The sequence below is a fragment of the Bacillus sp. CR71 genome (assembly GCF_003429245.1).
Classification (GTDB): domain Bacteria; phylum Bacillota; class Bacilli; order Bacillales; family Bacillaceae_G; genus Bacillus_A; species Bacillus_A thuringiensis_S.
In genome coordinates this window covers 4,693,379-4,719,404 of record NZ_CP031748.1, presented here as the reverse complement: position 1 = coordinate 4,719,404, position 26,026 = coordinate 4,693,379, and the positions used below count along the sequence as shown (strand labels likewise).

Genomic DNA, 26,026 nt, shown 5'->3' with positions numbered 1-26,026 from the left:
GAATTATAAAGGAATTTTTTAATTTATATCGAATACAAAATACGACACGGAGATGGAGTTATGGGGAACAGAATTCCCGAAGAAGTTGTTGAACAGATTCGGACATCATCCGATATTGTAGAAGTAATTGGTGAATACGTTCAACTTAGAAAACAGGGGCGTAACTATTTCGGCCTTTGTCCATTTCATGGTGAGAATTCTCCTTCATTCTCTGTTTCATCTGATAAGCAAATTTTTCATTGCTTCGGATGTGGAGAAGGCGGAAATGTATTTTCATTTCTAATGAAAATGGAAGGACTGGCTTTTACCGAGGCTGTTCAAAAGCTAGGCGAAAGAAATGGAATTGCGGTTGCAGAGTACACATCAGGGCAAGGACAACAAGAAGACATATCTGATGACACTGTCATCATGCAACAAGCTCATGAATTATTGAAAAAGTATTATCATCATTTATTAGTAAATACGGAAGAGGGAAATGAAGCACTTTCATATTTATTAAACCGTGGTATTACGAAAGAGATGATTGAGAAGTTTGAAATTGGTTATGCATCACCTGCTTGGGATGCAGCGACGAAAATTTTACAAAAAAGAGGTTTATCGCTGTCTAGTATGGAACAAGCTGGCCTTCTAATAAGAAGTGAGAAGGATGGTAGTCATTACGATCGCTTCCGTGGAAGAGTTATGTTCCCGATCTATACGTTACAAGGTAAGGTGATAGCGTTTAGTGGAAGGGCGTTAGGAGATGACACTCCAAAATATTTAAATAGCCCGGAAACGCCAATTTTTCACAAAAGTAAATTGTTGTATAACTTCCACCAAGCAAGACCGTTTATTAGAAAGCGTGGGCAAGTGGTTCTTTTTGAAGGATATGCCGATGTACTAGCTGCGGTAAAAAGTGGCGTGGAAGAAGCCGTTGCGACAATGGGAACGGCTTTAACTGAAGAACAAGCAAAACTTCTGCGACGTAACGTTGAAACTGTTGTTCTTTGCTATGATGGTGATAAAGCAGGGCGAGAAGCGACGATGAAAGCAGGGCAATTATTGCTAAAAGTTGGTTGCCAAGTGAAAGTCACATCCTTGCCAGATAAGCTTGATCCGGATGAATATGTGCAACAATATGGGACTACCGCTTTTGAAAATCTTGTGAAATCAAGTGTGAGTTTTGTTGGTTTTAAAATAAATTATTTGCGTTTAGGGAAAAATTTGCAAGATGAGTCTGGCAAAGAAGAATATGTGAAAAGTGTTTTAAAAGAGTTATCGTTGTTACAAGATGCGATGCAGGCAGAGTCATATTTGAAGTCATTATCGCAAGAATTTTCGTATTCAATGGAAACACTTTTGAATCAATTGCACCAATATCGCAAAGAACAAAAGGTACAGCAAAAACAAATAAAGCAGGTTGCTAAACCGTCTCAAGTCGTTCAAACAAAACCGAAGTTAACAGGTTTTGAAAGAGCGGAAAGAGAAATTATTTACCATATGTTGCAAAGTGCAGAAGTAGCTGTTCGTATGGAATCCCATATAGAAGATTTTCATACAGAAGAACATAAAGGGATTTTATATGAACTATACGCATATTATGAAAAGGGAAATGAACCTTCAGTCGGAACATTTTTAAGTTGGCTCTCTGATGAAAAGTTGAAAAATATTATCACTGATATTTCGACGGATGAATTTATTAATCCAGAATACACAGAAGAAGTGTTGCAAGGCCATTTGGAGACGCTTAGACGCCATCAGGAAAAACTTGAAAAGATGGAGATCATCTTTAAAGTGAAACAAATGGAAAAAACAGATCCTGTAGAGGCTGCTAAATATTATGTAGCATATTTACAAAATCAAAAAGCGAGAAAATAGCTTTTTTGATAAAGTTTTAGTATAATGAATGTTTGTATCTCGCGTAAGGAGGGGAACAGATGGCTGACAAACCAGCTCGTTCTAAACAAATTGAAACTGAAATGACCCTTGAGCAAGTGAAAGAGCAACTCACTGAGCTCGGAAAAAAACGTGGCGTTCTTACATATGAAGAGATTGCAGAACGCATGAATGGATTTGAAATTGAATCCGATCAAATGGATGAATACTATGAATATTTAGGTGAACAAGGCATTGACTTAGTTGGTGATAATGACAACGAAGAAGGCCCTAATAATCGCCAAATTACAAAAACAGAAGAAGAGTTTGACCTCAATGATTTAAGTGTACCACCTGGGGTTAAAATCAACGATCCTGTTCGTATGTATTTAAAAGAAATTGGTCGTGTAGACTTACTATCTGCAGAAGAAGAAATTCGACTTGCAACGCGTATTGAAGAAGGCGATGAAGAAGCGAAACGTCGTCTTGCAGAAGCAAACTTACGTCTTGTAGTAAGTATTGCAAAGCGCTACGTAGGCCGTGGTATGCTTTTCTTAGACTTAATTCAAGAAGGTAATATGGGTCTAATTAAAGCTGTTGAAAAGTTCGATTATCGTAAAGGTTTCAAATTTAGTACGTATGCAACTTGGTGGATTCGCCAAGCTATTACACGTGCCATTGCAGACCAAGCGCGAACAATTCGTATTCCAGTTCATATGGTTGAAACGATTAATAAGTTAATTCGTGTACAACGTCAATTATTACAAGATTTAGGTCGCGAACCGTCTCCTGAAGAGATTGGTGAAGAAATGGATCTTGCTCCAGAAAAAGTACGTGAAATCTTAAAAATTGCACAGGAGCCAGTTTCTCTTGAAACACCAATTGGTGAAGAAGATGACTCCCATTTAGGTGACTTTATTGAAGACCAAGAAGCAACATCGCCTGCGGACCATGCAGCCTATGAATTGCTAAAAGAACAATTAGAAGATGTGTTAGATACACTAACAGATCGTGAAGAAAATGTTCTGCGTCTTCGTTTCGGTTTAGATGATGGACGAACTCGTACGCTTGAAGAAGTTGGGAAAGTATTCGGCGTAACGAGAGAGCGTATCCGTCAAATTGAAGCAAAAGCACTTCGCAAATTAAGACATCCAAGTCGTAGTAAGCGTCTTAAGGATTTCTTAGAATAGGTTATTTTTTAAGTTTACTTCACCTTTGTGAAGTAAACTTTTTTATTTTGTTAATTTTTGTTAAAATTTAGCTATCGGCAACGATTACAATTTCTTGTAATTTATTTTACAGAATTGTCTTTTGATTTGCAAATGCTCATTTTTCGATTTTTCGATTAATTTTGTTTATTCTATACAAAAATATATGTAGAAAAGCGAAAAATATGATGAGAAACGTTAATAATTATCGAAATAATAAGCTATATGACAATAAAAAACAATAAACTGAATTTATGGAATATTTTTAACAAGTAGTAGTTTACTCTTTTCTGATAGAGCGTTTTCAAGTACAATGGAAATGACTGAATCATCTAACTATTTAGGGGTATAGAGGGGGGAGAAGAGATATGAAACGTAATCCGCTGATTCCGTTCGCTCTTATTGCAGCATTAGGTATTATCGTTATGTTTGTATTTTCATTTCAGGGGCTAAATAAATCTAAAGAGTTAGCTGATGCAAAAAATGGCGGGAAGCCAGCACAAACAGCATCAAAACCAGAGGATATTGTGAAGCAAAGCTGTACGAGCTGCCACGGTGATCAGTTACAAGGGGCGGTAGGACCTAACTTACAAAAAATTGGTGGGAAACTTTCAAAGGATGAAATTAAAGAAATTCTTTCGAAAGGAAAGGGCAATATGCCTGCCAATATAGTTCCAGCTGATCAAGCCACTAAAGTAGCTGATTGGTTATCGAAGAAAAAATAAAGTCCCGTATGACAAGCCTTTTGCTTATGCAAAGGGCTTGTTTTTCTATATTTTCTAAAATACGATGAATGATATAGAAGTGAATTGTTGTTATGGGCTTGCAACAACTACTATAAATTCATTATCATGGAGACAGACTGACAAGAGAAGGAGTAATGGAAATACATGAATGAAGTAAAGCTTTCAAAACGATTAGAAGAAGTTGTGCGTGAAATACCAGTAGGATCTACAGTTGCTGATATTGGATCGGATCATGCGTATTTACCGTGTTATACAATTATAAATAATATTGCTACAAAAGCAGTTGCAGGAGAAGTTGTAGATGGACCATTTCGTTCTGCACAAGCAACTGTAGCTGAAAGTGGCTTACAAGATAAAGTAGATGTACGTAAAGGGAATGGATTAGCTGTTATCGCGCCAGGAGAAGTAGATGTTATTACGGTTGCTGGAATGGGCGGAGCGTTAATTCGTGACATTTTAGAAAGTGGTAAAGAAAAATTAGAAGGTGTAACACGTTTAATTTTACAGCCGAATATTGCAGCACATCATATTCGTGAATGGTTTGTTGAAAATGGTTGGGAGCTTATCCATGAAAAAATCGTAAAAGAAGATGGGAAAATTTACGAGATTTTAGTAGGAGAGCGAGGAAATGTCGAAGCACCTTACTCGGAAAATAAACAAGCGGGATTGTTTATGGGGCCATTTCTAATAAAAGAGAAAAATGAAGCTTTTGGTGAGAAATGGGAAGGGGAATTGAAAAACTTCCAAAATATTTTAAAACAGTTAGAACGTGCGGCTAATTCTGAAGAAACAAAAGCGAAACGTGCAGAAGTAGAAGCGAAAATGAAAATGATAGGGGAGATTTTATCATGAGTAAAATTCCAAACGGCCATGAAATTATTTCTTTATTTGAAAGTATGTATCCGAAGCATTTGGCGATGGAAGGAGATAAAATTGGTCTGCAGATTGGAGCGCTTAATAAATCTGTACAACACGTATTGATTGCGTTAGATGTAACGAAGGAAGTTGTGGAGGAAGCGATTCAATTAGGAGCGAATGTCATTATCGCGCATCATCCTTTAATTTTTAATCCGTTAAAAGCGATTCATACAGATAAAGCGTACGGAAGAATTATTGAAACGTGTATTAAAAATGATATTGCCATTTATGCAGCGCATACAAATGTGGATGTTGCCAAGGGCGGAGTAAATGATTTACTTGCTGAGGCGTTAGGGTTGCAAAATACAGAAGTTCTAGCACCAACATATGCGGAAGAAATGAAAAAAGTTGTTGTGTTTGTGCCAGTAACTCATGCAGAAGAAGTACGAAAAGCATTAGGAGACGCAGGTGCTGGTCATATCGGCAATTATAGCCACTGTACGTTTAGTAGCGAGGGTACAGGTATGTTTGTACCTCAAGAGGGGACAAATCCTTATGTAGGGGAAACTGGACAGTTAGAGCGCGTAGAAGAAGTGCGAATCGAAACGATTATTCCAGTTTCACTACAACGAAAAGTGATTAAAGCGATGGTAACGGCACATCCATATGAAGAAGTAGCGTATGATGTGTATCCACTTGATAACAAAGGCGAAACATTAGGGCTTGGGAAAATAGGATACTTAAAAGAAGAAATGACACTTGGACAGTTTGCAGAACATGTAAAGCAATCATTAGATGTAAAGGGTGCACGAGTTGTTGGGAAATTAGATGATAAAGTGCGCAAAGTAGCTGTACTTGGTGGTGATGGTAACAAATACATCAATCAAGCTAAATTTAAAGGAGCGGATGTATATGTAACAGGTGACATGTATTATCATGTTGCTCATGATGCGATGATGCTCGGTTTAAATATAGTTGACCCAGGACATAACGTTGAAAAAGTAATGAAGCAAGGTGTGCGAAAGCAATTACAAGAAAAAGTGGATGCAAAGAAACTCAATGTACACATTCATGCTTCGCAATTACATACAGATCCATTTACATTTGTATAAGAAAAATAAAAACCGTTGCTCATATAGGCAACGGTTTTTATTATTGTTCTTTTTTCACTTTTACACGAGGTAATATTTTTTGTAACGGTACTTTTCGAACTCTCTCCCATGTAGCGGGATTCATTGGGTCATATTGATCTAAGAAAGCGATAACTTCTTTTGTAATTGGAGTTGGAGTAGAAGCGCCTGCTGTAACAGCTACGTTTTCTACACCTTGTAGCCACTCTAATTGGATTTCGCTTACATCAGCAACTCGATATGCTTTTGTACCTGCGATTTCTTGTGATACTTGTGCTAAGCGATTTGAATTGTTACTTTTCGGATCACCAACAACAATTGTTAAGTCTGCAACATCAGCTTGTTTAGCGACAGCTTCTTGGCGAACTTGGGTTGCTAAACAAATTTCTTTATGGAATTCTGCTGTTGGGAATTTTTTTTGAATGTCCTCCATCAAATGTTGAACATCCCATTGACTCATTGTTGTTTGATTCGTTACTAAAATTTTATCTGTTGGGATTTCTAATGTTTTTAAATCATCGGCTCTTTCGATAAGGTGAACGATGTCAGGTGCAATACCGACTGCGCCTTCTGGCTCTGGATGATTTTTTTTACCGATATAAATGACATGATACCCTTCCGCTTTCTTAGCTTCGATAAGGTCATGCGTCTTGGTAACATCTGGACAAGTGGCATCGATTGTTGTTAAACCTTTTTCTTTTGCACGTTGTTTAACTTCTGGAGAAACACCGTGTGCAGTGAAAATAACAGTACCAGAATCAATTTTATCTAAAATTTCTAAGCGACTTGGACCGTCTAATGTGATGATTCCATCTTCTTCAAAAGCGTCTGTAACATGTTTATTGTGAACAATCATACCTAAAATATAAATGGGTCTCGGCAATGATTTATCTAATGCGGCGTTACGTGCAATTACCATTGCATCGACAACACCGTAGCAATAACCACGAGGGGAAATTTTAACAATTTTCATATGAGTAATCCTCTCCTTCTAAACAAGGGATACTTTTGTGCATAGTCTTTTACATTATAAAGGAGGAGTGGATAGAAAACAAAGGATTGTTACACATATAGTTTTGGTTTTGTTGCTGTTTGTTGAACTGGTTCTTTCGGTAACTCTTTTTCTATTACAGGTTCAATCACTATTTTCTTTCGTTTTCGTTTCTTTTTTTGAGGTGTAGGAGGCGGACTTTTTACCTCAACTGGCTCTGTTACATTTTCCGTTTGATTTTCTTCCGTACTTTTTCCAGAGGTGAGGATTTTAACAATGCTTGGTAGACTACGCATAATAGGACCGTACTGTTCGACGACAGGACCTACAGATTGAACGACTTGGGATACTTTTTCGATGTTATTTATCATATTAGTTGGATTCGAAATTAAATTCGAAAAAAAACTGCCGATGCCACTGCTTGCTGCAGCTGTAGTTGCTGCCCCGCCGCGCGTTTCATTTGATTCATACATTTGAGGCGGTATCATTTGCTCAGGATGTTGCTGCATGTATGGTTGATATTGTGGATGTTGCTGAGGATATTGTTGCTGGTATTGCTGCTGATATTGCTGTTGATATTGCTGCGGCGGTGGTTGCTGATGCATCATCGGTGGGCCTTCCATTTGTCGGTAAGGCGGAACCATTTGCATAAAAGGCTCGGTTGGATCGTGTTTTTTAAAAAGCTTAGCAAGAAAACCTTTCTTTTTTTGCGCTATTGGTGGTAGTTGTGGAATGGGATATGGTGTATAAGGTTGTTGTCCTTGATTCGGATACATTTGCCTTGTAGGGGATTTCGGAAACATGTGAGAAATCCTCCTTTCTTCAGTTAGGTATATACACATACAATATGCAATAAAAGGGAAGAAGGTTAGTTTTTGAAGTGAAAACCTAAACTAAAGATGGATTTTACTTGTAGATTTCGATATAATGTAGACTTGACTGATTTGTGCGCGCAGTAGAAATTTTAGAAAGAAGGTGTAACTTATGACACAAAAAACTTTTACACAGTATGATTTTAAACCATTTTTAATAGATGCAGTTCGTGAACTACGCTTTACAGAGCCGACAGGAATTCAGCAGAAAATTTTCCCGGTCGTGAAAAAAGGTGTAAGTGTAATTGGGCAATCCCAAACAGGTTCTGGGAAAACACATGCATACTTACTTCCTACATTAAACAGAATTAATGCAAGCCGTGAAGAAGTACAACTTGTTATTACAGCACCTACTCGTGAGTTAGCACAACAAATTTACGAAGAGATTGTGAAATTAACAAAATTCTGTGCGGAAGATCAAATGATTACAGCGCGTTGTTTGATTGGTGGAACTGATAAACAACGTTCAATTGAAAAATTGAAAAAACAACCTCATATCGTAGTTGGGACACCAGGGCGTATTAAAGACTTAGTTGAAGAACAAGCATTATTTGTTCATAAAGCAAATACGATTATTGTCGATGAAGCAGACTTAATGCTTGATATGGGATTTATTCATGATGTAGATAAAATTGCAGCACGTATGCCTAAAAACTTGCAAATGCTAGTTTTCTCTGCAACAATTCCTCAAAAACTAAAACCGTTTCTGAAGAAATATATGGAGAATCCAGAGCATATTCATATCAATCCAAAACAAGTTGCAGCTGGAAACATTGAACACTATTTAGTGCCTTCTAAACATCGTAATAAAATTGATTTAGTGAATAAAATGCTACTTCAATTTAAACCGTATTTAGCAGTTGTTTTCACGAATACGAAAAAGATGGCGGATCAAGTTGCTGATGGATTAATGGAACGCGGCTTAAAAGTTGGACGAATTCACGGGGATTTATCACCACGTGATCGTAAAAAAATGATGAAACAAATTCGTGACCTTGAATTCCAATATATTGTTGCGACTGATTTAGCAGCACGTGGTATTGATATTGAAGGGATTAGCCATGTTATTAACTATGAGCTACCATCAGATTTAGATTTCTTCGTTCACCGCGTTGGAAGAACAGCACGTGCGGGGCATTCTGGTATTGCAGTGACGATTTATGATCCAGCAAACGAAGAAGCGTTAGATAGCTTAGAAAAACAACGTCATATAGAGTTTAAACATGTAGATTTACGTGGAGATGAGTGGGCGGATTTAGGTGAGCGTCGTCGTCGTAAGAGCCGTAAAAAACCAAATGACGAACTTGATGTTATGGCAACAAAAGTTATTAAAAAACCGAAAAAAGTAAAACCAAACTATAAACGTAAACTTGCAACAGAACGTGACAAAGTGAAGAGAAAATATAGCAATAAAAAAAGATAAGGGGTTTCCCTTATCTTTTTTTAATCCCGCTAATTTAAATGAAGAGTATAGTCTGTTTAAATAGTCAAATAAATTTGTGTAGTGCGTCTTTTGTGAACAAACAATTCACTACATATTTCTACAAATTATGCTATCATTATATCTATTGTATATTGAAGAGGTGATTGTATGTTAAAGATTGGATCTCATGTTTCCATGAGTGGTAAGAAAATGTTATTAGCAGCAAGTGAAGAGGCTGTTTCATATGGTGCAACGACGTTTATGATTTATACAGGTGCACCGCAAAATACACGAAGAAAACCAATTGAAGAATTGAACATAGAAGCAGGAAGAAAACATATGGAGCTGAATGGAATTGAGGAGATTATCGTCCATGCACCGTATATTATTAATGTTGGGAATACGACAAAGCCAGAAACATTCCAATTAGGTGTAGACTTCCTTCGTATGGAAATTGAAAGAACATCGGCATTAGGTGTAGCGAAACAAATTGTTCTTCACCCAGGAGCGCACGTTGGTGCTGGAGCAGATGCTGGTATTCAACAAATTATTAAAGGGCTTAATGAAGTATTAACGCCAGAACAGACGGTTAACATTGCATTAGAGACGATGGCAGGAAAAGGAACAGAATGCGGTCGTAGCTTTGAAGAAATTGCAAAGATTATTGATGGTGTAAAATATAATGAAAAGCTATCTGTATGCTTTGATACGTGCCATACGCACGATGCAGGATATGATATTGTAAATGACTTTGACGGCGTGTTAAACGAATTTGATAAGATCGTTGGTATAGATCGTTTACAAGTACTTCATATTAACGATAGTAAAAATGTACGCGGAGCAGGAAAAGACCGTCATGAAAATATTGGATTTGGTCACATTGGGTATAAAGCATTGCATCACATTGTACATCATCCACAGTTAATGCATGTACCAAAAATTCTTGAAACACCGTATGTAGGGGAAGATAAAAAAGATAAGAAACCACCATACAAATTGGAAATCGAAATGCTGAAAAACGGTAATTTTGATGAAGGGATTCTTGAAAAAATTAAAGCACAATAAGGAGGGGAAATCCCCTCCTTATTTTAGTAGTTGCTGAAATAATGTATTTACTTGTTGGGCAGTGGCAGGGGAAGTTACTCTTGCGATCTGTTTTAAGAGCTCTAGTCGCTCGTTGTTATCGTAAATATTAATATTTTTACCTTTCATAAGTAAAACGATTTGGTCAGCTTGTGCAGTCGTAATAGAAACTTCATATTCTTTGCTATATTTTAATAACTCTTTTGTAGAAATATGATTTAATTTTTTATTAACAATTTGTTTTATGAGGTTCATCTTGTTATCCTCCTTCACGCGTTCTTCTATCGAAATATATGAGCATATAGCTTGTACATATTCGTATGGAGTTTCTTTTTTCATGAGGAAAAGAAGCGTATGTTATAATATAAGGACAAAACTACAGAAAAAGAGTAAAGGGAGGACCTATGGAGCAAAAGCAACATCGAAAAGAAAGTGTTATTCATCTCATTTATCGTTTAGTTATGATTATTTTTGGAGCAGCATGCGCGGCGGTAGCGATTGAACTATTTTTAATGCCAAATAAAATTATTGATGGTGGAATTATTGGTATTTCTCTTATATTAGATTATCTTACTCCTAACATTTGGTGGTTAAGTTTTTCTACTTTAGTCGTTGTTCTCAATATCCCATTTATGTATTCGGGTTATAAGCAAATTGGAAAAACATTTATGTTATCTTCGACATTTGGTATTGTAGCGTTAGCTTTCATTGAGTCAACGTTACATGCGGTGCCACCATTTACAACAGAACCTATTTTAGCGACAGTGTTTGGTGGGCTTATTTTAGGTCTTGGTGTAGGACTTGTAATTCGTCATGGTGGGTCGTTAGATGGAACTGAAATTATGGGGATTTTATTAACGAAGAAATTACCGTTCTCTGTTGGTGAATTCGTAATGTTTGTGAACTTATTTATTTTTGCATGGGCAGCATTTGTGTTTGGTGTGGAACAAGCGATGTATTCTGTTATGACCTACTATATTGCATTTAAAACGATCGATACAGTAATTCAAGGGCTAGATGAAACGAAGGCGGTTTTAATTGTATCTGATCAATACGAGGAAGTATCAAACGCGATTTTGCATCGTCTTGGCCGTGGAACTACAAAGCTGGTAGCAAAAGGTGGTTACACGGATAAAGAAAAAGAAGTTATTTATGCAGTTGTAACGCGTCTAGAAGTGACGAAGTTAAAATCAATTGTGCATGAAATTGATGAAAATGCGTTTGTGACGATTATGAACACGCAAGAGACAAATGGTGGTAAGTTTAAATCGGCTATTCACTAAAAATTTATAGGAATATTTTTCGAAAGCAGAGAATTTTTCTCTGCTTTTTGTTATAATAGTAAGGTTTCTTGAAAAAATAGATATATTTTAGGCAGATTGGTTTACAACTATAATAAGCTGTACTATAATTCAAATAGATATAAATCGGAATCATTCTGAATTAAAATAGGTGAGATGCTATGAATAATATATTAGAGATTGAAGGTTTAACATTCCGATACGAAGATCGGAATGTGTTAGAAAATATTAATTTGCAAGTTCCGAAGGGAGCTTTTTTAGGTTTAGTGGGACCGAATGGTTCAGGTAAATCAACTTTACTTAAGTGTTTATTAGGGGTTTTAAAGCCAAAAGAAGGAAGCATTCGCGTGTTTGGCGTTGATAGTAAGAAGTTTAAGGAATGGAACAAAGTTGGTTATGTATCCCAAAAGGCAAATAGTTTCAATTCTGGTTTTCCAGCAACTGTTTCTGAAGTTGTGTCAATGGGACTTGTTTCGAAAAAAGGGCTTTTTCGCTTTTTCACAAAAGAAGATAAGAAAAAGGTAGAAAAAGCAATTGCTGATGTAGGGATGAGTGAGTTTCAAGGTCGTAACATTGGAGAGCTTTCTGGTGGACAGCAACAGCGTGTATTTATTGCTCGTGCGCTCGTTAGTGATCCTGAATTGCTTATTTTAGACGAGCCTACTGTTGGAATTGATGTAAAAAATGTGGAAAGTTTTTACGAAATATTAGAGGATTTAAACAAAAGGTTGGGAATCACATTAATTCTTGTTACTCATGATATGGGAGCTGTTACCGAAAAAGTAACACATGTTGCATGCCTAAACCAACATCTACATTTCCATGGAAATGTAGAGAAGTTCCGAGAGTTAGAAGATGCAGAAATGTCCGTCTTATATGGACATCATGTTCATCGTTTAGAACACGAACATGAGCATCACGGGAGGATATAATGATACAAGATTTTTTACAATATGACTTTTTACGTAATTCTTTATACGCAGGTATTTTAATTGGACTTGTTGCACCGCTAATTGGTGTGTTTGTTGTTATTCGTCGTTTATCTCTTATTGCGGATGCATTAAGTCACGTGACGTTATCAGGTATTGCAGCAAGTTTATTACTTGAAAAAACCATTTTTACAGGTGGATTTTTAAACCCCTTATATATGGGGATGATTTTTTCAATTGGTGGAGCGCTACTAATCGAAAAGTTAAGAACTGTATATAAGCACTATCAAGAATTAGCAATTCCGATTATTCTTTCGGCAGGGATGGGAGTTGGAGTTATTTTCATTTCACTTGCAAATGGATTTAACACAGACTTATTTAGTTATTTATTTGGTAGTGTTAGTGCTGTAACAAGTACGGATTTAATTATTATTGGGATTGTAGCAATTGTTGTTGTTGCGACAATTATTTTATTATATAAAGAGCTGTTTCTACTATCATTTGATGAGGAATACGCAGTATCAACTGGTTTAAGAGCGAAATGGATTCACTTTATTTTCATTATATTAGTTGCTCTTGTCATTGCAGTATCAATGCGTGTAGTAGGGGTTCTTCTCGTATCATCATTAATGACGTTGCCAGTTGCAGCGAGTATTCGTATTGCTAAAGGATTTAAACAAACAATTTTCTTTTCCATTTTATTTGGTGAAATTGCAGTTATTGGTGGAATGTTTGCTTCGTATCAACTTGATTTAGCGCCAGGTGGTACAATTGTTATGATAGCAGTTCTTATTTTAATCGGTGCGATTTTATGGAAGAAGAAAAAAACTGCATAAAGTAGGGATAGGTATGAATCTAACGGAAGCTTTACGCCTAATGAAAGAAAAAGGATACAAACATACTGGAAAAAGAGAAGAGATGCTCAGATTATTTGCAGCACATAATCGTTATTTAACTGCGAAAGACGTTTTAGAGCATATGAAAGACGACTATCCAGGGCTTAGTTTTGATACGATTTATCGTAACTTAACAGTTTTTGCTGAGATTGGTGTTTTAGAACAAACGGAATTAAATGGTGAAAAACATTTTCGTTTTACTTGTTCTATTATGGAACATCATCATCATTTTATTTGTTTGGATTGTGGGGGGACGAAAGAGATTACTTCCTGCCCAATGGATTTTATGAATAAAGATTTTACTGGTTATGAAGTAACGGGTCATAAGTTTGAAATATATGGTCGTTGTCCAAAATGTGCAAAGTAAAAGCTCGTCGGTTATATAACTGACGAGCTTTTTTACGTAGAAAAGAAGGTTGCTCACAAATATTGTGGCAACCTTCTTTTTATTGTTCTTGTGTCTCTTTTTCTTTTTCTCGTTCAGCAGCCATTTCAGCAGCAATTACGTCGATTTCTTTTTTCAGTTCTTCTACCATTGTTTCTTCTGGTACTTTACGAACGACTTGCCCTTTACGGAATAATAATCCCTCTCCACGTGCACCAGCAATACCGATATCAGCTTCACGAGCTTCACCAGGGCCATTTACAGCGCAACCAAGTACTGCAACTTTAATTGGTACTTGAAGTGTAGAGATGTATTCTTCCACTTCGTTAGCGATGCTAATTAAATCGATTTCAATACGACCACAAGTTGGACAAGAGATAAGTGTCGCTGCGTTAGACGCAAGACCGAATGATTTTAATAATTCACGAGCAACTTTTACTTCTTCAACTGGATCAGCACTTAATGAAATACGTAGTGTATTTCCGATGCCTTTACTTAAGATTGCTCCAAGACCAGCGGCACTTTTTACAGTTCCAGCAAACAATGTTCCAGATTCTGTAATACCTAAATGTAATGGGTAATCAAAAGCGCGAGCAGCTTTCTCGTATGCTTCGATTGCTAAGTTAACATCAGAGGCTTTCATAGATACGATAATATCGTGGAAATCTAAGTCCTCTAAAATTTTAATATGATGTAGCGCGCTCTCAACCATACCATCTGCAGTTGGGTACCCGTACTTTTCTAAAATGTGACGCTCTAATGAACCGGCGTTTACACCAATACGGATTGGAATACCGCGCTCTTTTGCTGCATTTACAACAGCTTCTACTTTATGGCGACGACCAATATTACCTGGATTGATACGTACTTTATCAATGCCACCTTCAATTGCTTTTAAAGCAAGGCGATAATCAAAATGAATATCAGCAACAAGTGGAATGTTGATTTGTTTTTTTATATCAGCAATAGCATCTGCTGCGCGTTCATCTGGAACGGCAACGCGGACGACTTGACAGCCGGCTTCTTCTAAACGCTTGATTTCAGCAACTGTTGCTTCAACATCATGTGTTTTTGTTGTTGTCATACTTTGTATAATTAATTCATTATTACCGCCGATTGTTAAATTACCGACTTTAACTGGACGTGTTTTTGTACGATGAGTCATTTCATTCACGAATAGATCGCTCTCCTTATAAAAGAAGTTTCTTATTTAGTCCCTCATATCAATGATAGTATACGTGATATAGGGCTATAGAAACCGAAGTGCTCGGTTTCACTTTTACTATTGTATCAGCGCCTTTATGTAATTGACAAGGATTAAGTGATAGCTTATTGATATAACGGGAATTTATAAGACTTTCCAATTTGGATTTTTGTAGCAGATGTACTTTTGTTTAATAGTTTAAAGTCGTCAATGACTTTTTCTATGGAAGGAATTTTTTTCTTGTTAATTTGTTCTGTAATAGAAAGAACTGTCTCACCAGTTTTTACTTCAATTGTTTTATAAGATGTATCCGTTTCTTTTTCTGTTTTATTCTCTTTATTTTGTTGGCTGTCTGCGTTCTCTTTTTTAATCGTTTGGGCAGAGGTTGTTTTTTTATATGAACTTAACATCGGTAAAGTACCGATTTTTATATCGTAATAAAATACATAACCGAGAACAAGCACGAATAGGAATATACCTAACCTCTTCATATTCTTCACTCCTTTGCTAGGAATATATGCTTGTCCAAAAAAAAAATGCCTATTTAGGCATTTTTTTATTTTTCTTTCGGTTGGGGTACCTCTTTAATCGTTAAGTATAGAACGATTAAAACAACAGCGATATAAATGAATGTTGCCCCAGGTACGACGATTTTGAATAAATCCATAATCATGAAGAAAATGGTTGGGATTGTGTAGCTGTATGCAGTTAGTGTCCAAACTTGTTTATAGGATAGTTTACGTTGACCGCTCATAGCAGAACCGATGAACGCAAGTAAGGTCACGCCTACAAAAGTGATGAATAATTGGAATAGGTACACTAAGAATCCGATAACGAATAATAAAATTGGATAAATATTATCGAATAAAGAAATAAATTCTTGTAGATCTTTTTTCTCAAGAGATGCACCTAACAAATCGTTATAAGAATACGTTTGTGTTTGACCATTTCCCATAGAGACTACTTTATCTTTTAAAACAAATAAACCTGTTTTATTTTGATATTTTTCTAGGTCTGTTGAATTTGGATCAAATACGAAAAGTGCATTTCCTTCTTCTTTTTCAATGGGTTGATCAATATCGGCTTTTAGTTCGCCATTTTCAATCTTAAAGTCAGGTAAATCTTTATCGATGACTTGATTTACCATGCCTACACCATCTTGGATAAAACTACCGTACAAAAAAGTTCTTGGAATAGTAGTAATTAAGCAAAGTAGCATAATATACAAAATGGTTTTACCGATTTTTTGAAAACGGAATAGCGCCATATCTTTAGGCGAGTATATGCTTTTTACGAATTGGGTAAATATGGACATAGATTCACTTCCTTTATGTATGTATAAAATCATTGTAACGTAGGAATCTAGAGAATCTCAAGATATATTATATTTACATATAGTGGAGATAACTAAATTTCTTTTTATTAACTTTCTTCTTTTAAATAAGAAAAATACAATTGACACTTTTCTTTTCTATATGGTAAATTTATCTTACCTTTCTTAAAGGGCATATCCGATAGGAATTCCTTTATTTGATATGTTGTTACATACATAATTGTGGACCCTTAGCTCAGCTGGTTAGAGCAGACGGCTCATAACCGTCCGGTCGTAGGTTCGAGTCCTACAGGGTCCATATCCATTTCGCATGTTTATTATGTTAGCAGGAAGCTTCCTTGTAGAAGGAAGCTTTTTTTACGGAATATATGAGCATTTTAATTGAAAAGAAGTGGGAATTTTGCTACTTTAATGATAGCAAGACAATGTGATTTATTTGTTTGCACCCTATGGCAATTAGGGTAGAATGAAGTTGTATGTCACTAAGTGGCAATACATAAACTGGGAGGAATATAACAATGGCAAAACACGAATTACCAAATTTACCTTATGCGTATGATGCTTTAGAGCCTCACTTTGACAAAGAAACAATGAACATCCATCATACAAAACATCACAACACGTATATTACAAACTTAAACGCTGCTTTAGAAGGTCATGCAGAATTAGCTGACAAAAGCGTAGAAGAATTAGTTGCAAACTTAAACGAAGTACCAGAAGCGATCCGTACAGCAGTACGTAACAATGGTGGCGGACATGCTAACCATACATTCTTCTGGACAATCTTATCTCCAAACGGCGGAGGACAACCTGTAGGTGAACTTGCAACTGCAATTGAAGCGAAATTCGGTAGCTTCGATGCATTCAAAGAAGAATTCGCAAAAGCTGGCGCAACTCGCTTCGGTTCTGGTTGGGCTTGGTTAGTAGTAAACAATGGTGAGTTAGAAGTAACAAGCACTCCAAACCAAGATTCTCCTTTAACTGAAGGTAAAACTCCAGTTATCGGTTTAGATGTTTGGGAGCACGCTTACTACTTAAACTACCAAAACCGTCGTCCAGACTACATCGGCGCATTTTGGAACGTTGTAGATTGGAACGCTGCTGAAAAACGTTACCAACAAGCAAAATAATCGTAATAAATATAGAAAAAGCTAGGGAAGAGCCCCTAGCTTTTTTCTATGCTTTCCTTTTACATAATTGGGCTTGTCTTTGGAAGACTAGAACATGAAGTAAAGGAGAGTTGTGTATGAAGTGGAAACATATAATTGGTGACGTTGAAGTGAATCGGGATTTAGTGTTATTGCTCCTTATAGGAGGTTTATACACGCTCGCAATTTCTTTATCGAATACGTTTGTAAATATTTATTTATGGAAGCAAACACAAAATTATGTGAATCTTGGCTTGTATAATTTGGCCAGCGTTGTATTACAGCCTCTCACATTTCTTGTAGGGGGGAAATTAGCGAAACGTATCGATCGCTCGATTTTATTACGAATAGGAGTAGGAACGCTCGCAATTTTTTTTATCGTTGTTTTAGTGGCTGGAAAAAGTGCTTCTCAGTATATTTTATTAATGGGGGCTCTTTTAGGAGTAGGATACGGTTTTTACTGGTTGGCTTTTAACTTATTGACATTTGAAATTACAGAACCAGAAACAAGAGATTTCTTTAATGGATTTCTTGGACTTCTTACATCTTTCTCTGGGATGATTGGACCAATAGCAGCAGGATACACAATTTCACGCATGGAGAAATGGAGTGGTTATACTGTTATATTCTTTCTTTCATTAGTTTTATTTGCAATTGCTGTCGTCTTAAGTTTCTTTTTATCTAAAAGAGAATGTGAAGGGCGTTATGAAATTGTGCAAGTATTGAAAGAACGAAGAGTTGATAAAAATTGGGGAAAGATTACACGAGCTCATTTTTTCCAAGGATTGAGAGAAGGAACGTTTATTTTTGTCATTTCAGTATATGTGTATTTAGCAACTAATAGTGAGTTCGCATTAGGGAAATATAGTTTAGTGAACTCTGCTGTATCCTTTGTATGTTATTACTTGGTCGCTCGCATGTTAAAGAAAGAGTGGCGAAAAAAAGCAATTTTACTTGGGGGCATTATTTTATATGCTGTCGTCTTTTTAGTTATTTTCAATGTTACATACACGAAATTACTTATTTATGCGGCATGTATTGCGGTTGCATATCCTATTTTACTTGTTCCATACGGGTCAATGACATATGACGTAATTGGTAGAGCTAAAAATGCGAGAGAATGGCGTGTGGAATATGTCGTTGTCCGGGAGTTATGGTTAAATGCCGGAAGAATCTGTTCCATTTTAAGTTTTTTATGTGCTGTACTATTCTTTCCACCTGAAAAAAGTTTACCTTACTTATTATGTATTTTAGGTGCTGGACATTTTCTTATTTATTTTGCAGTTAAAAATGTCAAATATGATGGGGAAAATGCAGATAAAACAAGTGTTGTAACGCAAGGAACTACGCAGAATCAAACTGAACCAGAAGGTTAACTTCTCGTTTGTTTTATGCTAGAATAGAAAAAGATGTAAAACAGCAGTGAGGACACCTGTATGAAGGTGTCCCTTTCACATTACATAGCTGTTGGTAGAGGGGGTTTGTATGAGCAAGAAGCAGAAGCAAAATAAGAAAAAGACCCACGTTCCTTTTCGGTTAAACGTGCTGTTTTTCTGCGTGTTTTTAATGTTCTCCGCGGTTATTGTAAGGCTCGGATATGTACAAATTGTTCGCGGTGAAGAATATAAGAATGAAGTGGAGAAGAAAGAAAACTCAACGATAAGTAATCCTGTACCGCGTGGGAAAATATTTGACCGTTATGGGCGACCTGTAGTAGATAATGCAGCCATTCGTACTATTACATTTACAAAAATGAAAGGATCAACTGCAGAGGATCGCTTAGAAACAGCGAAAAAGCTAGCAGATTTGATTGAAGTACCGACAGATAAATTAACAGATCGCGATAAAAAAGATTATTGGCTTGCTATGCATAAAGAGGAAGCTAAAGAAAAAATTACGAATAAAGATCGTCAAGAGTTTAAAGATAAAAAAATTGATGATAAAGAATTAGACGAGCGTCAGCGCAGTCGTGTAACAGAAGAAGAGATTAATCAATTATCCGCAAAAGATCTAGAAATACTAGCGATTAAGAGTAAGATGGATGGCGGATATGCAATGACACCTCAAGTTATTAAAAAGGATGCTACAGAAAAGGAATATTCGATTATTAGTGAAAACCTAGCAGCATTACCAGGTGTAGATACGAATGTTGATTGGGATCGAAAATATACGTACGATGATTTATTCCGAAGTGTACTTGGTGGGGTGTCGACATCTGATGAAGGCTTACCGAGAGAAAGACTAGATTACTATCTTGTCCGTGATTATAATCGAAATGACCGAGTAGGAAAAAGTTATCTTGAACAACAGTATGAAGATAGCCTGCACGGTACGAAAGCAGAAGTTAGAAATGTTACAGATAAAAACGGTAATATTTTAGAAACGATTAATGTATCAAAAGGGCAAAGTGGTAATGACTTGAACTTAACAATTGATATGGAATTACAAAAGCGTGTGGAAGATATTCTTGCGAATAATTTAATGAGATTTAAAGGAAGCGAACCTCTTTTAGATCGCGCATTCGTTGTAATGATGAATCCGAAAAATGGTGAAGTTTTATCCATGGCTGGGAAACAATTAGTTAATGAAGATGGTCAAACGAAAGTAAATGACTTTGCATTAGGTACCATGACAAGTTCTTATCCGATGGGGTCAACTGTAAAAGGTGCAACAGTACTTACTGGATATCAAACTGGTGCGATTCAACCAGGGGCAGTACAATTGGATGAACCAATTAAATTAAAAGGTACACCTACGAAGTCGTCTTGGAAAACGATGGGATATATTAATGACCTTACAGCTTTAAAAATGTCTTCTAACGTTTATATGTTTAAAACAGCGATGAATATCGCTGGTGTTCCATATGTGAGAGGTGGTACGTTAGATATACCTCAAAAAGCATTTGATACGATGCGTTATTATTTCGGACAGTTTGGACTGGGTGTAAAAACAGGAATTGATTTACCCAATGAATCTGCTGGTCAGATGGGTAGAAGTAGTCAACCAGGTTTCTTACTAGATTTATCAATTGGACAGTATGATACGTATACACCGCTTCAATTAGCGCAATATATTTCGACGATTGCCAATGGCGGATATCGTATGCAACCACAAGTTGTAAAAGAAATTCGTCAACCAGCAGTGAAACCAGATGAAGTTGGGAAAGTTGTTCAATCTATGGAACCGAAAGTATTAAATCGTGTTGATATGCCAGAATCGCAAATTAAACGTGTTCAAGAAGGATTTAGACAAGTGTATAATGATTCAGGTGGTACAGCTACAAAATACTTTACAGGTGCAAAATATAAAGCGGCAGGGAAGACAGGTACCGCGCAAACTGTGTATGGCGGAGATAAAGAGATTGGTAGAAAGGCAAACGGTGAACGTGTGGAAACATATAACCTAACATTAGTAGGTTATGCGCCACTTGAAGATCCAGAAGTAGCATTCTCTGTTGTCGTTCCGTGGGTACATGATGATAAGACTGGTATTAATGGATATATTGGTCGTGAAATTATGGACGCTTACTTTGATTTGAAAAACAAAGAAGTAAATGGTGAAACTCCAAAAGATGACAAAGACAATAAAAATAAAGATCAAGATGATGAATAAAAAAATTGTAAAAAAGCACACTATCTGAAAAGATAGTGTGCTTTTTTTTATGGTTTATGCATATCGTGTAATAAATGTGGACAAGTATACAACACTGAAAAACACGCGGCCGTATAAATGATACTTGTATATGATGAGATAGGGGATAACTGTTTTATAGGGAAATCATCAGAGAAAATGAATAGCTACTACTGATTAAAATTGTATCGTATGTTGATCTTTGTGGAACTTTACAAAACTTTTACAAACAATTAAAACCGAATTAATAGTTTAGCAGTATTCTTATATCTGTAATCCTGTTATTTCCGGTTACTTCTAGGAGGAAGAACACGTGAAATGGATGCGTACACCGATTAAAATTTTCGTACTATCAATATGGTTCCTCTGTTTTGAAATGTCTACTGCATTTGCTTTAAATAATACGGGAGAAGTGAGAGTTGATGGATCCTCAACGGTTTTTCCTATTATAGAAGCAGTAGCGGAGGAATATACAAAGGTGCATCCAGACGTGAAAATTTCCATCAGTATTTCTGGAACTGGGGGAGGATTTAATCGTTTCGGTAAAGGAGAAGTAGATATAAATAATGCTTCGAGAGTAATGAAACAAGTCGAGAAAAATGAAATGAAGAAAAATTCTATTCAATTCACACCTTTTGAGGTGGCTAACGATGGTCTTACAATTGTTGTGAATTGGCACAATACATGGGTAGACGATATGTCAGTAGACGAGTTACGTCTACTGTGGAGTGAAGATGGAAGTGAGAAGCGATGGTCACAAATTCATTCAACATGGCCACGTGAACAAGTGAACTTTTATGCACCAGGCGTAGACTCTGGTACGTATGATTATTTTCAAAATGTCATCTTACAAAATCATCGCATTGTAAAAAAAGTCTCTTTGTCTGAAGACGATCAAGTTATTATGCAAGGGGTAATGAATGATAAACATGCCATTGCTTTTGTAGGATATGCTTATTATATGGCTAATCGAGATAAGGTGAAAGCAATAAAAGTAAATGGTGTATTTCCGACGAAAGAGACCATTCAATCAGGTAAATATAAGCCGTTATCTAGGCCGCTACTTACTTATGTGAATAATGCATCTATCCGAAATAAAATGAATGTAGCAAACTATGTTGAGTTTATGATTCAGCATGTTGGTAACCTCGCTGAAGAGGTCGGTTATGTAAAATTGCGAAAAGAAAAATACAATGAACAGCTGCGTATGTTAACAGAAATAAAAAGGTAATGTCAGGGTGGAAAGGGGTTTTCATCTTTGGCTCATAATGACAAAAATCAAATTACATTTTCTGTACAACATTTGATTGAAAGAAATAAAAAGCAAAGAAAAAAAACGCAGCGAATCAATCGAATAGTACCTTTATTACTAAAAATAATTGCTAGCGTTTCTATTGTGACGACACTTGGAATTGTTTTTACGCTCTCTAATGAAACAATCATGTTTTTTCAAAAAATATCACTATACTCCTTTTTGACGGAGAAAGAATGGTTACCATTTTTTGAAGATCCTAAATTTGGTATAGTACCACTTATATGTGGAACGTTCCTTGTAACAGCGCTTGCTATGTTTGTGGCAATTCCTATCGGTTTAGCGTGTGCTGTATTTTTAAGCGAATATGCTTCAAATAGTGCACGGAAAATATTAAAGCCGATGTTAGAGCTATTAGCAGGTATCCCGACAATTGTATACGGTTTTTTTGCATTAACAATTGTTACACCGCTTTTACAAAGGATTATACCAGATTTACAGTTTTTTAATGCGATTAGTCCAGGAATCGTTATCGGATTTATGATGATGCCTACAGTTGCATCTCTATCTGAAGACGCGATGAGATCTGTGGCGAAAGGGACGAAAGAAGCTTCATTAGCACTCGGAGCGACGCGGTTTGAAATGGTAAAACAAGTGGTGTTTCCGTCCGCTTTTACAGGGATTATGGCAGCAATTATATTAGCGGCTTCTCGTGCAATTGGTGAAACGATGATCGTTGTAATTGCAGCAGGATCCACACCAAATGTATCGCTTGATCCGACACATTCTATTCAAACGTTAACAGCCTATATTGTGCAAGTAAGTTTAGGTGATGCTCCGCATGGAACGGTTACGTATTACAGCATGTATGCTGTAGGTGCAACTTTATTTATGTTTACTTTTATTATGAACATCATTTCGCAGTCTATTATGCGCCGTTTTAGGAGGATGACATAATATGCGAATGTTGAATCATAATAAAATACAAAAAAACATGGCATCACGCTTTTTAAAAGATCGAATTTACAAATTGTTATTTTATATAGCAATTTTATTTTCAATCGTAATTTTGTCTGTGTTACTGTTTCAAATTGTTGAAAAAGGCATAAGTTATCTTTCAATAGATTTCTTTACAAATTTCGCTTCACGTAATCCGAAAGAAGCTGGTATTGCTGCAGCTTTGTCAGGGACAATATTATTTATGAGTATTGTTATACCTGTTTCTTTTATATTTGGAGTTGGAACAGCTCTTTATTTAGAGCAATATGCGAAGGAATCTCTATTTAAAAAAATAGTAGAGATTAATAATCAAACGTTAGCAGGAGTACCATCCGTTGTATTTGGATTGCTTGGTTTAACTATTTTTGTATATGCTCTTCATTTAGGAGAGAGTATAGTTGCAGCAGCACTGACGATGAGTTTACTCGTCTTACCAACAGTTGTTGTGGCGAGTCAAGAAGCAATCCGATCAGTACCAAGTGTATTATTAGAGGGTTCTTACGGATTAGGTGCTACGAAGTGGCAAACGATGTATCAAATTGTATTGCCATATGCTTTCCCGGGGATTATAACGGGCTGTACGTTAGCGATATCAAGAGCAATTGGAGAAGCAGCACCACTATTAGTGATCGGGGCACTTGCGTTTGCGAATTATGTTCCATTTAGTATGTTTGATAGATTTACAGTTTTACCAATTCAAATTTTTAATTGGATGAGTAGGCCACAAGAAGAATTTCAGTATGTAGCAGCAGCTGGGATGATTGTTTTGTTAGGTTTGTTGCTATTTATCAATATATTTGTTTTATGGTTACGAAATCGAAAATAAGTTGGAAGTGGATGAAAGGGGAATTCAAATGGTAGCAACAGTAGTAAATGTACAGGTGAAAAACGAAGAGAAAATCGAGACTGCGCCAAAGAAAGTAGTATTTGATACGAAAAACTTAAATTTATGGTACGGGGAAGACCATGCTTTAAAAGATATTAATTTAAGTATTCATGAGAATGAAGTTACAGCCATTATCGGTCCAAGTGGCTGTGGTAAATCAACGTACTTAAAAACGTTAAATCGCATGGTAGAGTTAGTACCGATCGTTCGAACTACAGGTGTAATTGAATATAGAGAACGCAATATATTTGATAAATCATATCCAGTTGAAGAATTAAGAACACATGTAGGAATGGTGTTCCAAAAGCCAAATCCATTTCCAAAATCTATTTATGAGAATGTAGCATACGGTCCAAAAATCCATGGTATTCGTGACAAAAAGACATTAGATGAAATTGTTGAAAAAAGTTTACGTGGAGCAGCGATTTGGGATGAATTAAAAGATCGTTTGCACGATAATGCATACGGTTTATCTGGTGGACAGCAACAGCGTCTATGCATCGCACGCTGCTTAGCTATTGAGCCAGACGTTATTTTAATGGATGAGCCAACATCGGCATTAGATCCAATTTCAACATTAAAAGTAGAAGAATTAATTCAAGAGTTAAAGAAAGACTTTAGTATTGTTATCGTAACGCATAATATGCAACAAGCAGCGCGTATTTCAGACAAAACTGCTTTCTTCTTAAGCGGGGAAGTTGTGGAGTATACAGATACAAACAAATTATTTACGACTCCTTCAGATAAGCGTACAGAAGATTATATTACAGGTCGCTTTGGCTGATATCGTCGCAAAGCTAAGAGAAAATGCCCTCTTAACAGAGGGCATTTCTTATTTTTATCTCACTTTAATAGGGAAGTAATACTTCCTTTATTTTAAGTTTTATTACAAGTGTAAGAGGCTATGTAGGAGATTTATCCCGCTATTTGCGGGCAGTAAGACCGGATTTCAAAATTCAACAAAAGCAAAGAAGTTAGATGGCGGGCCGCCTGTAAAAGCCCGATTGATGAGGGTTGATTAAAGTTTCACTTTATATATAATGGCACATAATATTGAGGGGGAAGAAAAAATGGTAAGAGAACAGTTTCAAGGTGATTTAAAAGTGTTACAGCAAAAGGTAATCGAGCTTGGAGAATTAGCAAATGCGGCTTTATTGATTGCTATGGAAGGTCTGCATACAAGGGATGTAGAGAAAGCGTTAGAGGTCATTGATGGTGATTACCGCATGGATAATTTAGAAGAGGAAATAAACGATCTTGCACTTATGCTTATTACGAAGCAGCAACCTGTAGCAAGTGACTTAAGAAGGATCTTTATTTCAATTAAAACAGCGACAGATTTAGAGCGTATTGCAGATCATGCTGTTAATATTGCAAAGGCTACAATTCGTCTTGGGGAAAAAGAAGTGGCTGTTAGTTTGCACAACCTGGATGAAATGTTTGCGATTGCAAATGAGATGTTGCATTTAGCGTTAGAAGCATATGAACAAGAAAATTTAACTTTTGCGAAACAAATCGCTGAAATGGATGATTCTGTTGATGAAATATATGGAAAATCAATTCGTGAGTTTATATCTTCAGTTCCGGAACAACCAGAAGCAATTACGCAAATTACACAATTATCATTTGTGGCGAGATATATTGAGCGTGTAGCAGATCATATTACAAATATTGCTGAAAATGTCTTTTATTTAGTAAAAGGAAAGCATTATTTATTGAATGAGTAGGAATTAAAGCGGGTGATGAGAAATCACCTGCTTTTTTTAGTCAAAACATGACAAAAAAAGCTCGTTGTTTCCTTTAGTTTATGATGATAAGATGTATCATAATGTAATGGGAAAATTAGTATATATGTTGTTCGTTAATAAGTATTATTTATCAATTAATAGTAAGCGCTT

The 26,026-nt window shown here is 36.2% G+C and carries 25 protein-coding genes and 1 tRNA gene; 20 read left to right on the top strand and 6 right to left on the bottom strand.

What is annotated here, in order from left to right; translation table 11 throughout:
• Nucleotides 1-60 precede the first annotated feature (60 nt).
• The 5 genes from dnaG (at nt 61) to DOS87_RS23690 (ending at nt 5,778) form a co-directional block, all read left to right on the top strand.
• Nucleotides 61-1,857 (top strand): DNA primase, encoded by a 1,797-nt coding sequence (dnaG, locus tag DOS87_RS23710; RefSeq protein ID WP_000528221.1) that lies wholly within the window; start codon nt 61-63, stop codon nt 1,855-1,857.
• Nucleotides 1,858-1,916: 59 nt separating this feature from the next.
• Nucleotides 1,917-3,044: an RNA polymerase sigma factor RpoD gene (gene rpoD, locus DOS87_RS23705; RefSeq protein WP_000764066.1), complete on the top strand. Its 1,128-nt coding sequence runs from the start codon at nt 1,917-1,919 to the stop codon at nt 3,042-3,044.
• 386 nt (nt 3,045-3,430) lie between these two features.
• Complete coding sequence (gene cccA / locus DOS87_RS23700; protein WP_000828142.1) at nt 3,431-3,787, top strand: cytochrome c550; 357 nt, start codon at nt 3,431-3,433, stop codon at nt 3,785-3,787.
• Between the two features lie 165 nt (nt 3,788-3,952).
• On the top strand, nt 3,953-4,660 hold the full coding sequence (locus tag DOS87_RS23695) for a tRNA (adenine(22)-N(1))-methyltransferase (protein ID WP_001006546.1): 708 nt from the start codon (nt 3,953-3,955) through the stop codon (nt 4,658-4,660).
• Nucleotides 4,657-5,778, top strand: a complete 1,122-nt coding sequence (locus DOS87_RS23690) for a Nif3-like dinuclear metal center hexameric protein (RefSeq protein WP_044784487.1) — start codon at nt 4,657-4,659, stop codon at nt 5,776-5,778. Before DOS87_RS23695 ends, DOS87_RS23690 begins: the two co-directional genes overlap by 4 nt.
• A gap of 40 nt (nt 5,779-5,818) precedes the next feature.
• Here the strand turns inward: DOS87_RS23690 and DOS87_RS23685 are convergent, their stop codons facing one another.
• Together DOS87_RS23685 and vrrA are read right to left on the bottom strand one after the other, a co-directional pair.
• Complete coding sequence (locus DOS87_RS23685) at nt 5,819-6,769, bottom strand: 4-hydroxy-3-methylbut-2-enyl diphosphate reductase (RefSeq protein WP_000706658.1); 951 nt, start codon at nt 6,767-6,769, stop codon at nt 5,819-5,821.
• Nucleotides 6,770-6,858: 89 nt separating this feature from the next.
• Nucleotides 6,859-7,590 carry a VrrA/YqfQ family protein gene (gene vrrA / locus DOS87_RS23680; protein ID WP_098578187.1) on the bottom strand — a complete coding sequence of 244 codons (732 nt, stop codon included), beginning with the start codon at nt 7,588-7,590 and terminating at the stop codon, nt 6,859-6,861.
• Between the two features lie 181 nt (nt 7,591-7,771).
• On the opposite strand from vrrA, the gene DOS87_RS23675 reads away from it, so the two are divergent.
• Both DOS87_RS23675 and DOS87_RS23670 read left to right on the top strand, forming a co-directional pair.
• Nucleotides 7,772-9,082: a DEAD/DEAH box helicase gene (locus DOS87_RS23675; protein ID WP_000192443.1), complete on the top strand. Its 1,311-nt coding sequence runs from the start codon at nt 7,772-7,774 to the stop codon at nt 9,080-9,082.
• A 168-nt stretch (nt 9,083-9,250) separates the two neighbouring features.
• On the top strand, nt 9,251-10,147 hold the full coding sequence (locus tag DOS87_RS23670) for a deoxyribonuclease IV (RefSeq protein ID WP_000912458.1): 897 nt from the start codon (nt 9,251-9,253) through the stop codon (nt 10,145-10,147).
• A gap of 18 nt (nt 10,148-10,165) precedes the next feature.
• Here DOS87_RS23670 and DOS87_RS23665 read toward each other — a convergent pair whose 3' ends face one another.
• Nucleotides 10,166-10,420, bottom strand: a complete 255-nt coding sequence (locus DOS87_RS23665; protein ID WP_001048959.1) for a DUF2624 domain-containing protein — start codon at nt 10,418-10,420, stop codon at nt 10,166-10,168.
• A 149-nt stretch (nt 10,421-10,569) separates the two neighbouring features.
• Between DOS87_RS23665 and DOS87_RS23660 the strand changes: the two genes are divergently transcribed.
• The 4 genes from DOS87_RS23660 to DOS87_RS23645 all read left to right on the top strand — a co-directional run bounded on the left by DOS87_RS23660 (nt 10,570) and on the right by DOS87_RS23645 (nt 13,658).
• On the top strand, nt 10,570-11,448 hold the full coding sequence (locus DOS87_RS23660; protein WP_000435962.1) for a YitT family protein: 879 nt from the start codon (nt 10,570-10,572) through the stop codon (nt 11,446-11,448).
• Nucleotides 11,449-11,627: 179 nt separating this feature from the next.
• Nucleotides 11,628-12,398, top strand: a complete 771-nt coding sequence (locus DOS87_RS23655; RefSeq protein WP_001059662.1) for a metal ABC transporter ATP-binding protein — start codon at nt 11,628-11,630, stop codon at nt 12,396-12,398.
• Nucleotides 12,398-13,231, top strand: a complete 834-nt coding sequence (locus DOS87_RS23650; protein ID WP_000613815.1) for a metal ABC transporter permease — start codon at nt 12,398-12,400, stop codon at nt 13,229-13,231. Before DOS87_RS23655 ends, DOS87_RS23650 begins: the two co-directional genes overlap by 1 nt.
• A 13-nt stretch (nt 13,232-13,244) precedes the next feature.
• Nucleotides 13,245-13,658 carry a Fur family transcriptional regulator gene (locus DOS87_RS23645; protein ID WP_001054516.1) on the top strand — a complete coding sequence of 138 codons (414 nt, stop codon included), beginning with the start codon at nt 13,245-13,247 and terminating at the stop codon, nt 13,656-13,658.
• Between the two features lie 79 nt (nt 13,659-13,737).
• Here the strand turns inward: DOS87_RS23645 and ispG are convergent, their stop codons facing one another.
• The 3 genes from ispG to yqgB form a co-directional block, all read right to left on the bottom strand.
• A complete protein-coding gene (gene ispG, locus DOS87_RS23640; RefSeq protein WP_153578351.1) occupies nt 13,738-14,841 on the bottom strand; it encodes a flavodoxin-dependent (E)-4-hydroxy-3-methylbut-2-enyl-diphosphate synthase in 1,104 nt (367 codons plus the stop codon).
• 164 nt (nt 14,842-15,005) lie between these two features.
• Nucleotides 15,006-15,371, bottom strand: a complete 366-nt coding sequence (gene yqfZ / locus DOS87_RS23635) for a protein YqfZ (protein WP_000825421.1) — start codon at nt 15,369-15,371, stop codon at nt 15,006-15,008.
• Nucleotides 15,372-15,436: 65 nt separating this feature from the next.
• Complete coding sequence (yqgB, locus tag DOS87_RS23630) at nt 15,437-16,195, bottom strand: protein YqgB (protein ID WP_000021895.1); 759 nt, start codon at nt 16,193-16,195, stop codon at nt 15,437-15,439.
• A 242-nt stretch (nt 16,196-16,437) separates the two neighbouring features.
• Here yqgB and DOS87_RS23625 point away from each other — a divergent pair.
• The 9 genes from DOS87_RS23625 to phoU all read left to right on the top strand — a co-directional run bounded on the left by DOS87_RS23625 (nt 16,438) and on the right by phoU (nt 25,855).
• A tRNA-Ile gene (locus tag DOS87_RS23625) sits at nt 16,438-16,511 on the top strand.
• 220 nt (nt 16,512-16,731) lie between these two features.
• Complete coding sequence (gene sodA, locus DOS87_RS23620) at nt 16,732-17,343, top strand: superoxide dismutase [Mn] (protein ID WP_001052032.1); 612 nt, start codon at nt 16,732-16,734, stop codon at nt 17,341-17,343.
• A gap of 116 nt (nt 17,344-17,459) precedes the next feature.
• Nucleotides 17,460-18,737 (top strand): MFS transporter, encoded by a 1,278-nt coding sequence (locus DOS87_RS23615; protein ID WP_000871388.1) that lies wholly within the window; start codon nt 17,460-17,462, stop codon nt 18,735-18,737.
• A 109-nt stretch (nt 18,738-18,846) separates the two neighbouring features.
• The gene (locus tag DOS87_RS23610) at nt 18,847-20,973 is read left to right on the top strand and encodes a peptidoglycan D,D-transpeptidase FtsI family protein (protein WP_000038981.1); all 2,127 of its coding nucleotides are present in this window, start codon (nt 18,847-18,849) and stop codon (nt 20,971-20,973) included.
• A gap of 331 nt (nt 20,974-21,304) precedes the next feature.
• A complete protein-coding gene (locus DOS87_RS23605) occupies nt 21,305-22,222 on the top strand; it encodes a PstS family phosphate ABC transporter substrate-binding protein (RefSeq protein WP_000871825.1) in 918 nt (305 codons plus the stop codon).
• Between the two features lie 27 nt (nt 22,223-22,249).
• Nucleotides 22,250-23,200: a phosphate ABC transporter permease subunit PstC gene (pstC, locus tag DOS87_RS23600; protein ID WP_000940890.1), complete on the top strand. Its 951-nt coding sequence runs from the start codon at nt 22,250-22,252 to the stop codon at nt 23,198-23,200.
• A gap of 1 nt (nt 23,201) precedes the next feature.
• Nucleotides 23,202-24,068, top strand: coding sequence for a phosphate ABC transporter permease PstA (gene pstA / locus DOS87_RS23595; protein WP_001242568.1), 867 nt, complete (start codon nt 23,202-23,204; stop codon nt 24,066-24,068).
• A gap of 28 nt (nt 24,069-24,096) precedes the next feature.
• Entirely contained in the window at nt 24,097-24,912 is an 816-nt protein-coding gene (gene pstB, locus DOS87_RS23590; RefSeq protein WP_000226681.1) for a phosphate ABC transporter ATP-binding protein, read from the top strand.
• Between the two features lie 286 nt (nt 24,913-25,198).
• Nucleotides 25,199-25,855: a phosphate signaling complex protein PhoU gene (gene phoU, locus DOS87_RS23585; protein ID WP_000251245.1), complete on the top strand. Its 657-nt coding sequence runs from the start codon at nt 25,199-25,201 to the stop codon at nt 25,853-25,855.
• Nucleotides 25,856-26,026 lie beyond the last annotated feature (171 nt).

Bases quoted from the DNA above. Each gene is read 5' to 3' on its own strand.
- yqfZ (WP_000825421.1), bottom strand. From the start codon at position 15,371: ATGAAGAGGTTAGGTATATTCCTATTCGTGCTTGTTCTCGGTTATGTA.
- DOS87_RS23685 (WP_000706658.1), bottom strand. From the start codon at position 6,769: ATGAAAATTGTTAAAATTTCCCCTCGTGGTTATTGCTACGGTGTTGTC.
- DOS87_RS23610 (WP_000038981.1), top strand. From the start codon at position 18,847: ATGAGCAAGAAGCAGAAGCAAAATAAGAAAAAGACCCACGTTCCTTTT.
- ispG (WP_153578351.1), bottom strand. From the start codon at position 14,841: ATGACTCATCGTACAAAAACACGTCCAGTTAAAGTCGGTAATTTAACA.
- DOS87_RS23645 (WP_001054516.1), top strand. From the start codon at position 13,245: ATGAATCTAACGGAAGCTTTACGCCTAATGAAAGAAAAAGGATACAAA.
- vrrA (WP_098578187.1), bottom strand. From the start codon at position 7,590: ATGTTTCCGAAATCCCCTACAAGGCAAATGTATCCGAATCAAGGACAA.
- phoU (WP_000251245.1), top strand. From the start codon at position 25,199: ATGGTAAGAGAACAGTTTCAAGGTGATTTAAAAGTGTTACAGCAAAAG.
- yqgB (WP_000021895.1), bottom strand. From the start codon at position 16,195: ATGTCCATATTTACCCAATTCGTAAAAAGCATATACTCGCCTAAAGAT.
- DOS87_RS23670 (WP_000912458.1), top strand. From the start codon at position 9,251: ATGTTAAAGATTGGATCTCATGTTTCCATGAGTGGTAAGAAAATGTTA.
- DOS87_RS23695 (WP_001006546.1), top strand. From the start codon at position 3,953: ATGAATGAAGTAAAGCTTTCAAAACGATTAGAAGAAGTTGTGCGTGAA.
- dnaG (WP_000528221.1), top strand. From the start codon at position 61: ATGGGGAACAGAATTCCCGAAGAAGTTGTTGAACAGATTCGGACATCA.
- DOS87_RS23660 (WP_000435962.1), top strand. From the start codon at position 10,570: ATGGAGCAAAAGCAACATCGAAAAGAAAGTGTTATTCATCTCATTTAT.
- pstB (WP_000226681.1), top strand. From the start codon at position 24,097: ATGGTAGCAACAGTAGTAAATGTACAGGTGAAAAACGAAGAGAAAATC.
- DOS87_RS23655 (WP_001059662.1), top strand. From the start codon at position 11,628: ATGAATAATATATTAGAGATTGAAGGTTTAACATTCCGATACGAAGAT.
- DOS87_RS23665 (WP_001048959.1), bottom strand. From the start codon at position 10,420: ATGAACCTCATAAAACAAATTGTTAATAAAAAATTAAATCATATTTCT.
- pstA (WP_001242568.1), top strand. From the start codon at position 23,202: ATGCGAATGTTGAATCATAATAAAATACAAAAAAACATGGCATCACGC.
- DOS87_RS23615 (WP_000871388.1), top strand. From the start codon at position 17,460: ATGAAGTGGAAACATATAATTGGTGACGTTGAAGTGAATCGGGATTTA.
- DOS87_RS23675 (WP_000192443.1), top strand. From the start codon at position 7,772: ATGACACAAAAAACTTTTACACAGTATGATTTTAAACCATTTTTAATA.
- DOS87_RS23690 (WP_044784487.1), top strand. From the start codon at position 4,657: ATGAGTAAAATTCCAAACGGCCATGAAATTATTTCTTTATTTGAAAGT.
- sodA (WP_001052032.1), top strand. From the start codon at position 16,732: ATGGCAAAACACGAATTACCAAATTTACCTTATGCGTATGATGCTTTA.
- rpoD (WP_000764066.1), top strand. From the start codon at position 1,917: ATGGCTGACAAACCAGCTCGTTCTAAACAAATTGAAACTGAAATGACC.
- cccA (WP_000828142.1), top strand. From the start codon at position 3,431: ATGAAACGTAATCCGCTGATTCCGTTCGCTCTTATTGCAGCATTAGGT.
- DOS87_RS23650 (WP_000613815.1), top strand. From the start codon at position 12,398: ATGATACAAGATTTTTTACAATATGACTTTTTACGTAATTCTTTATAC.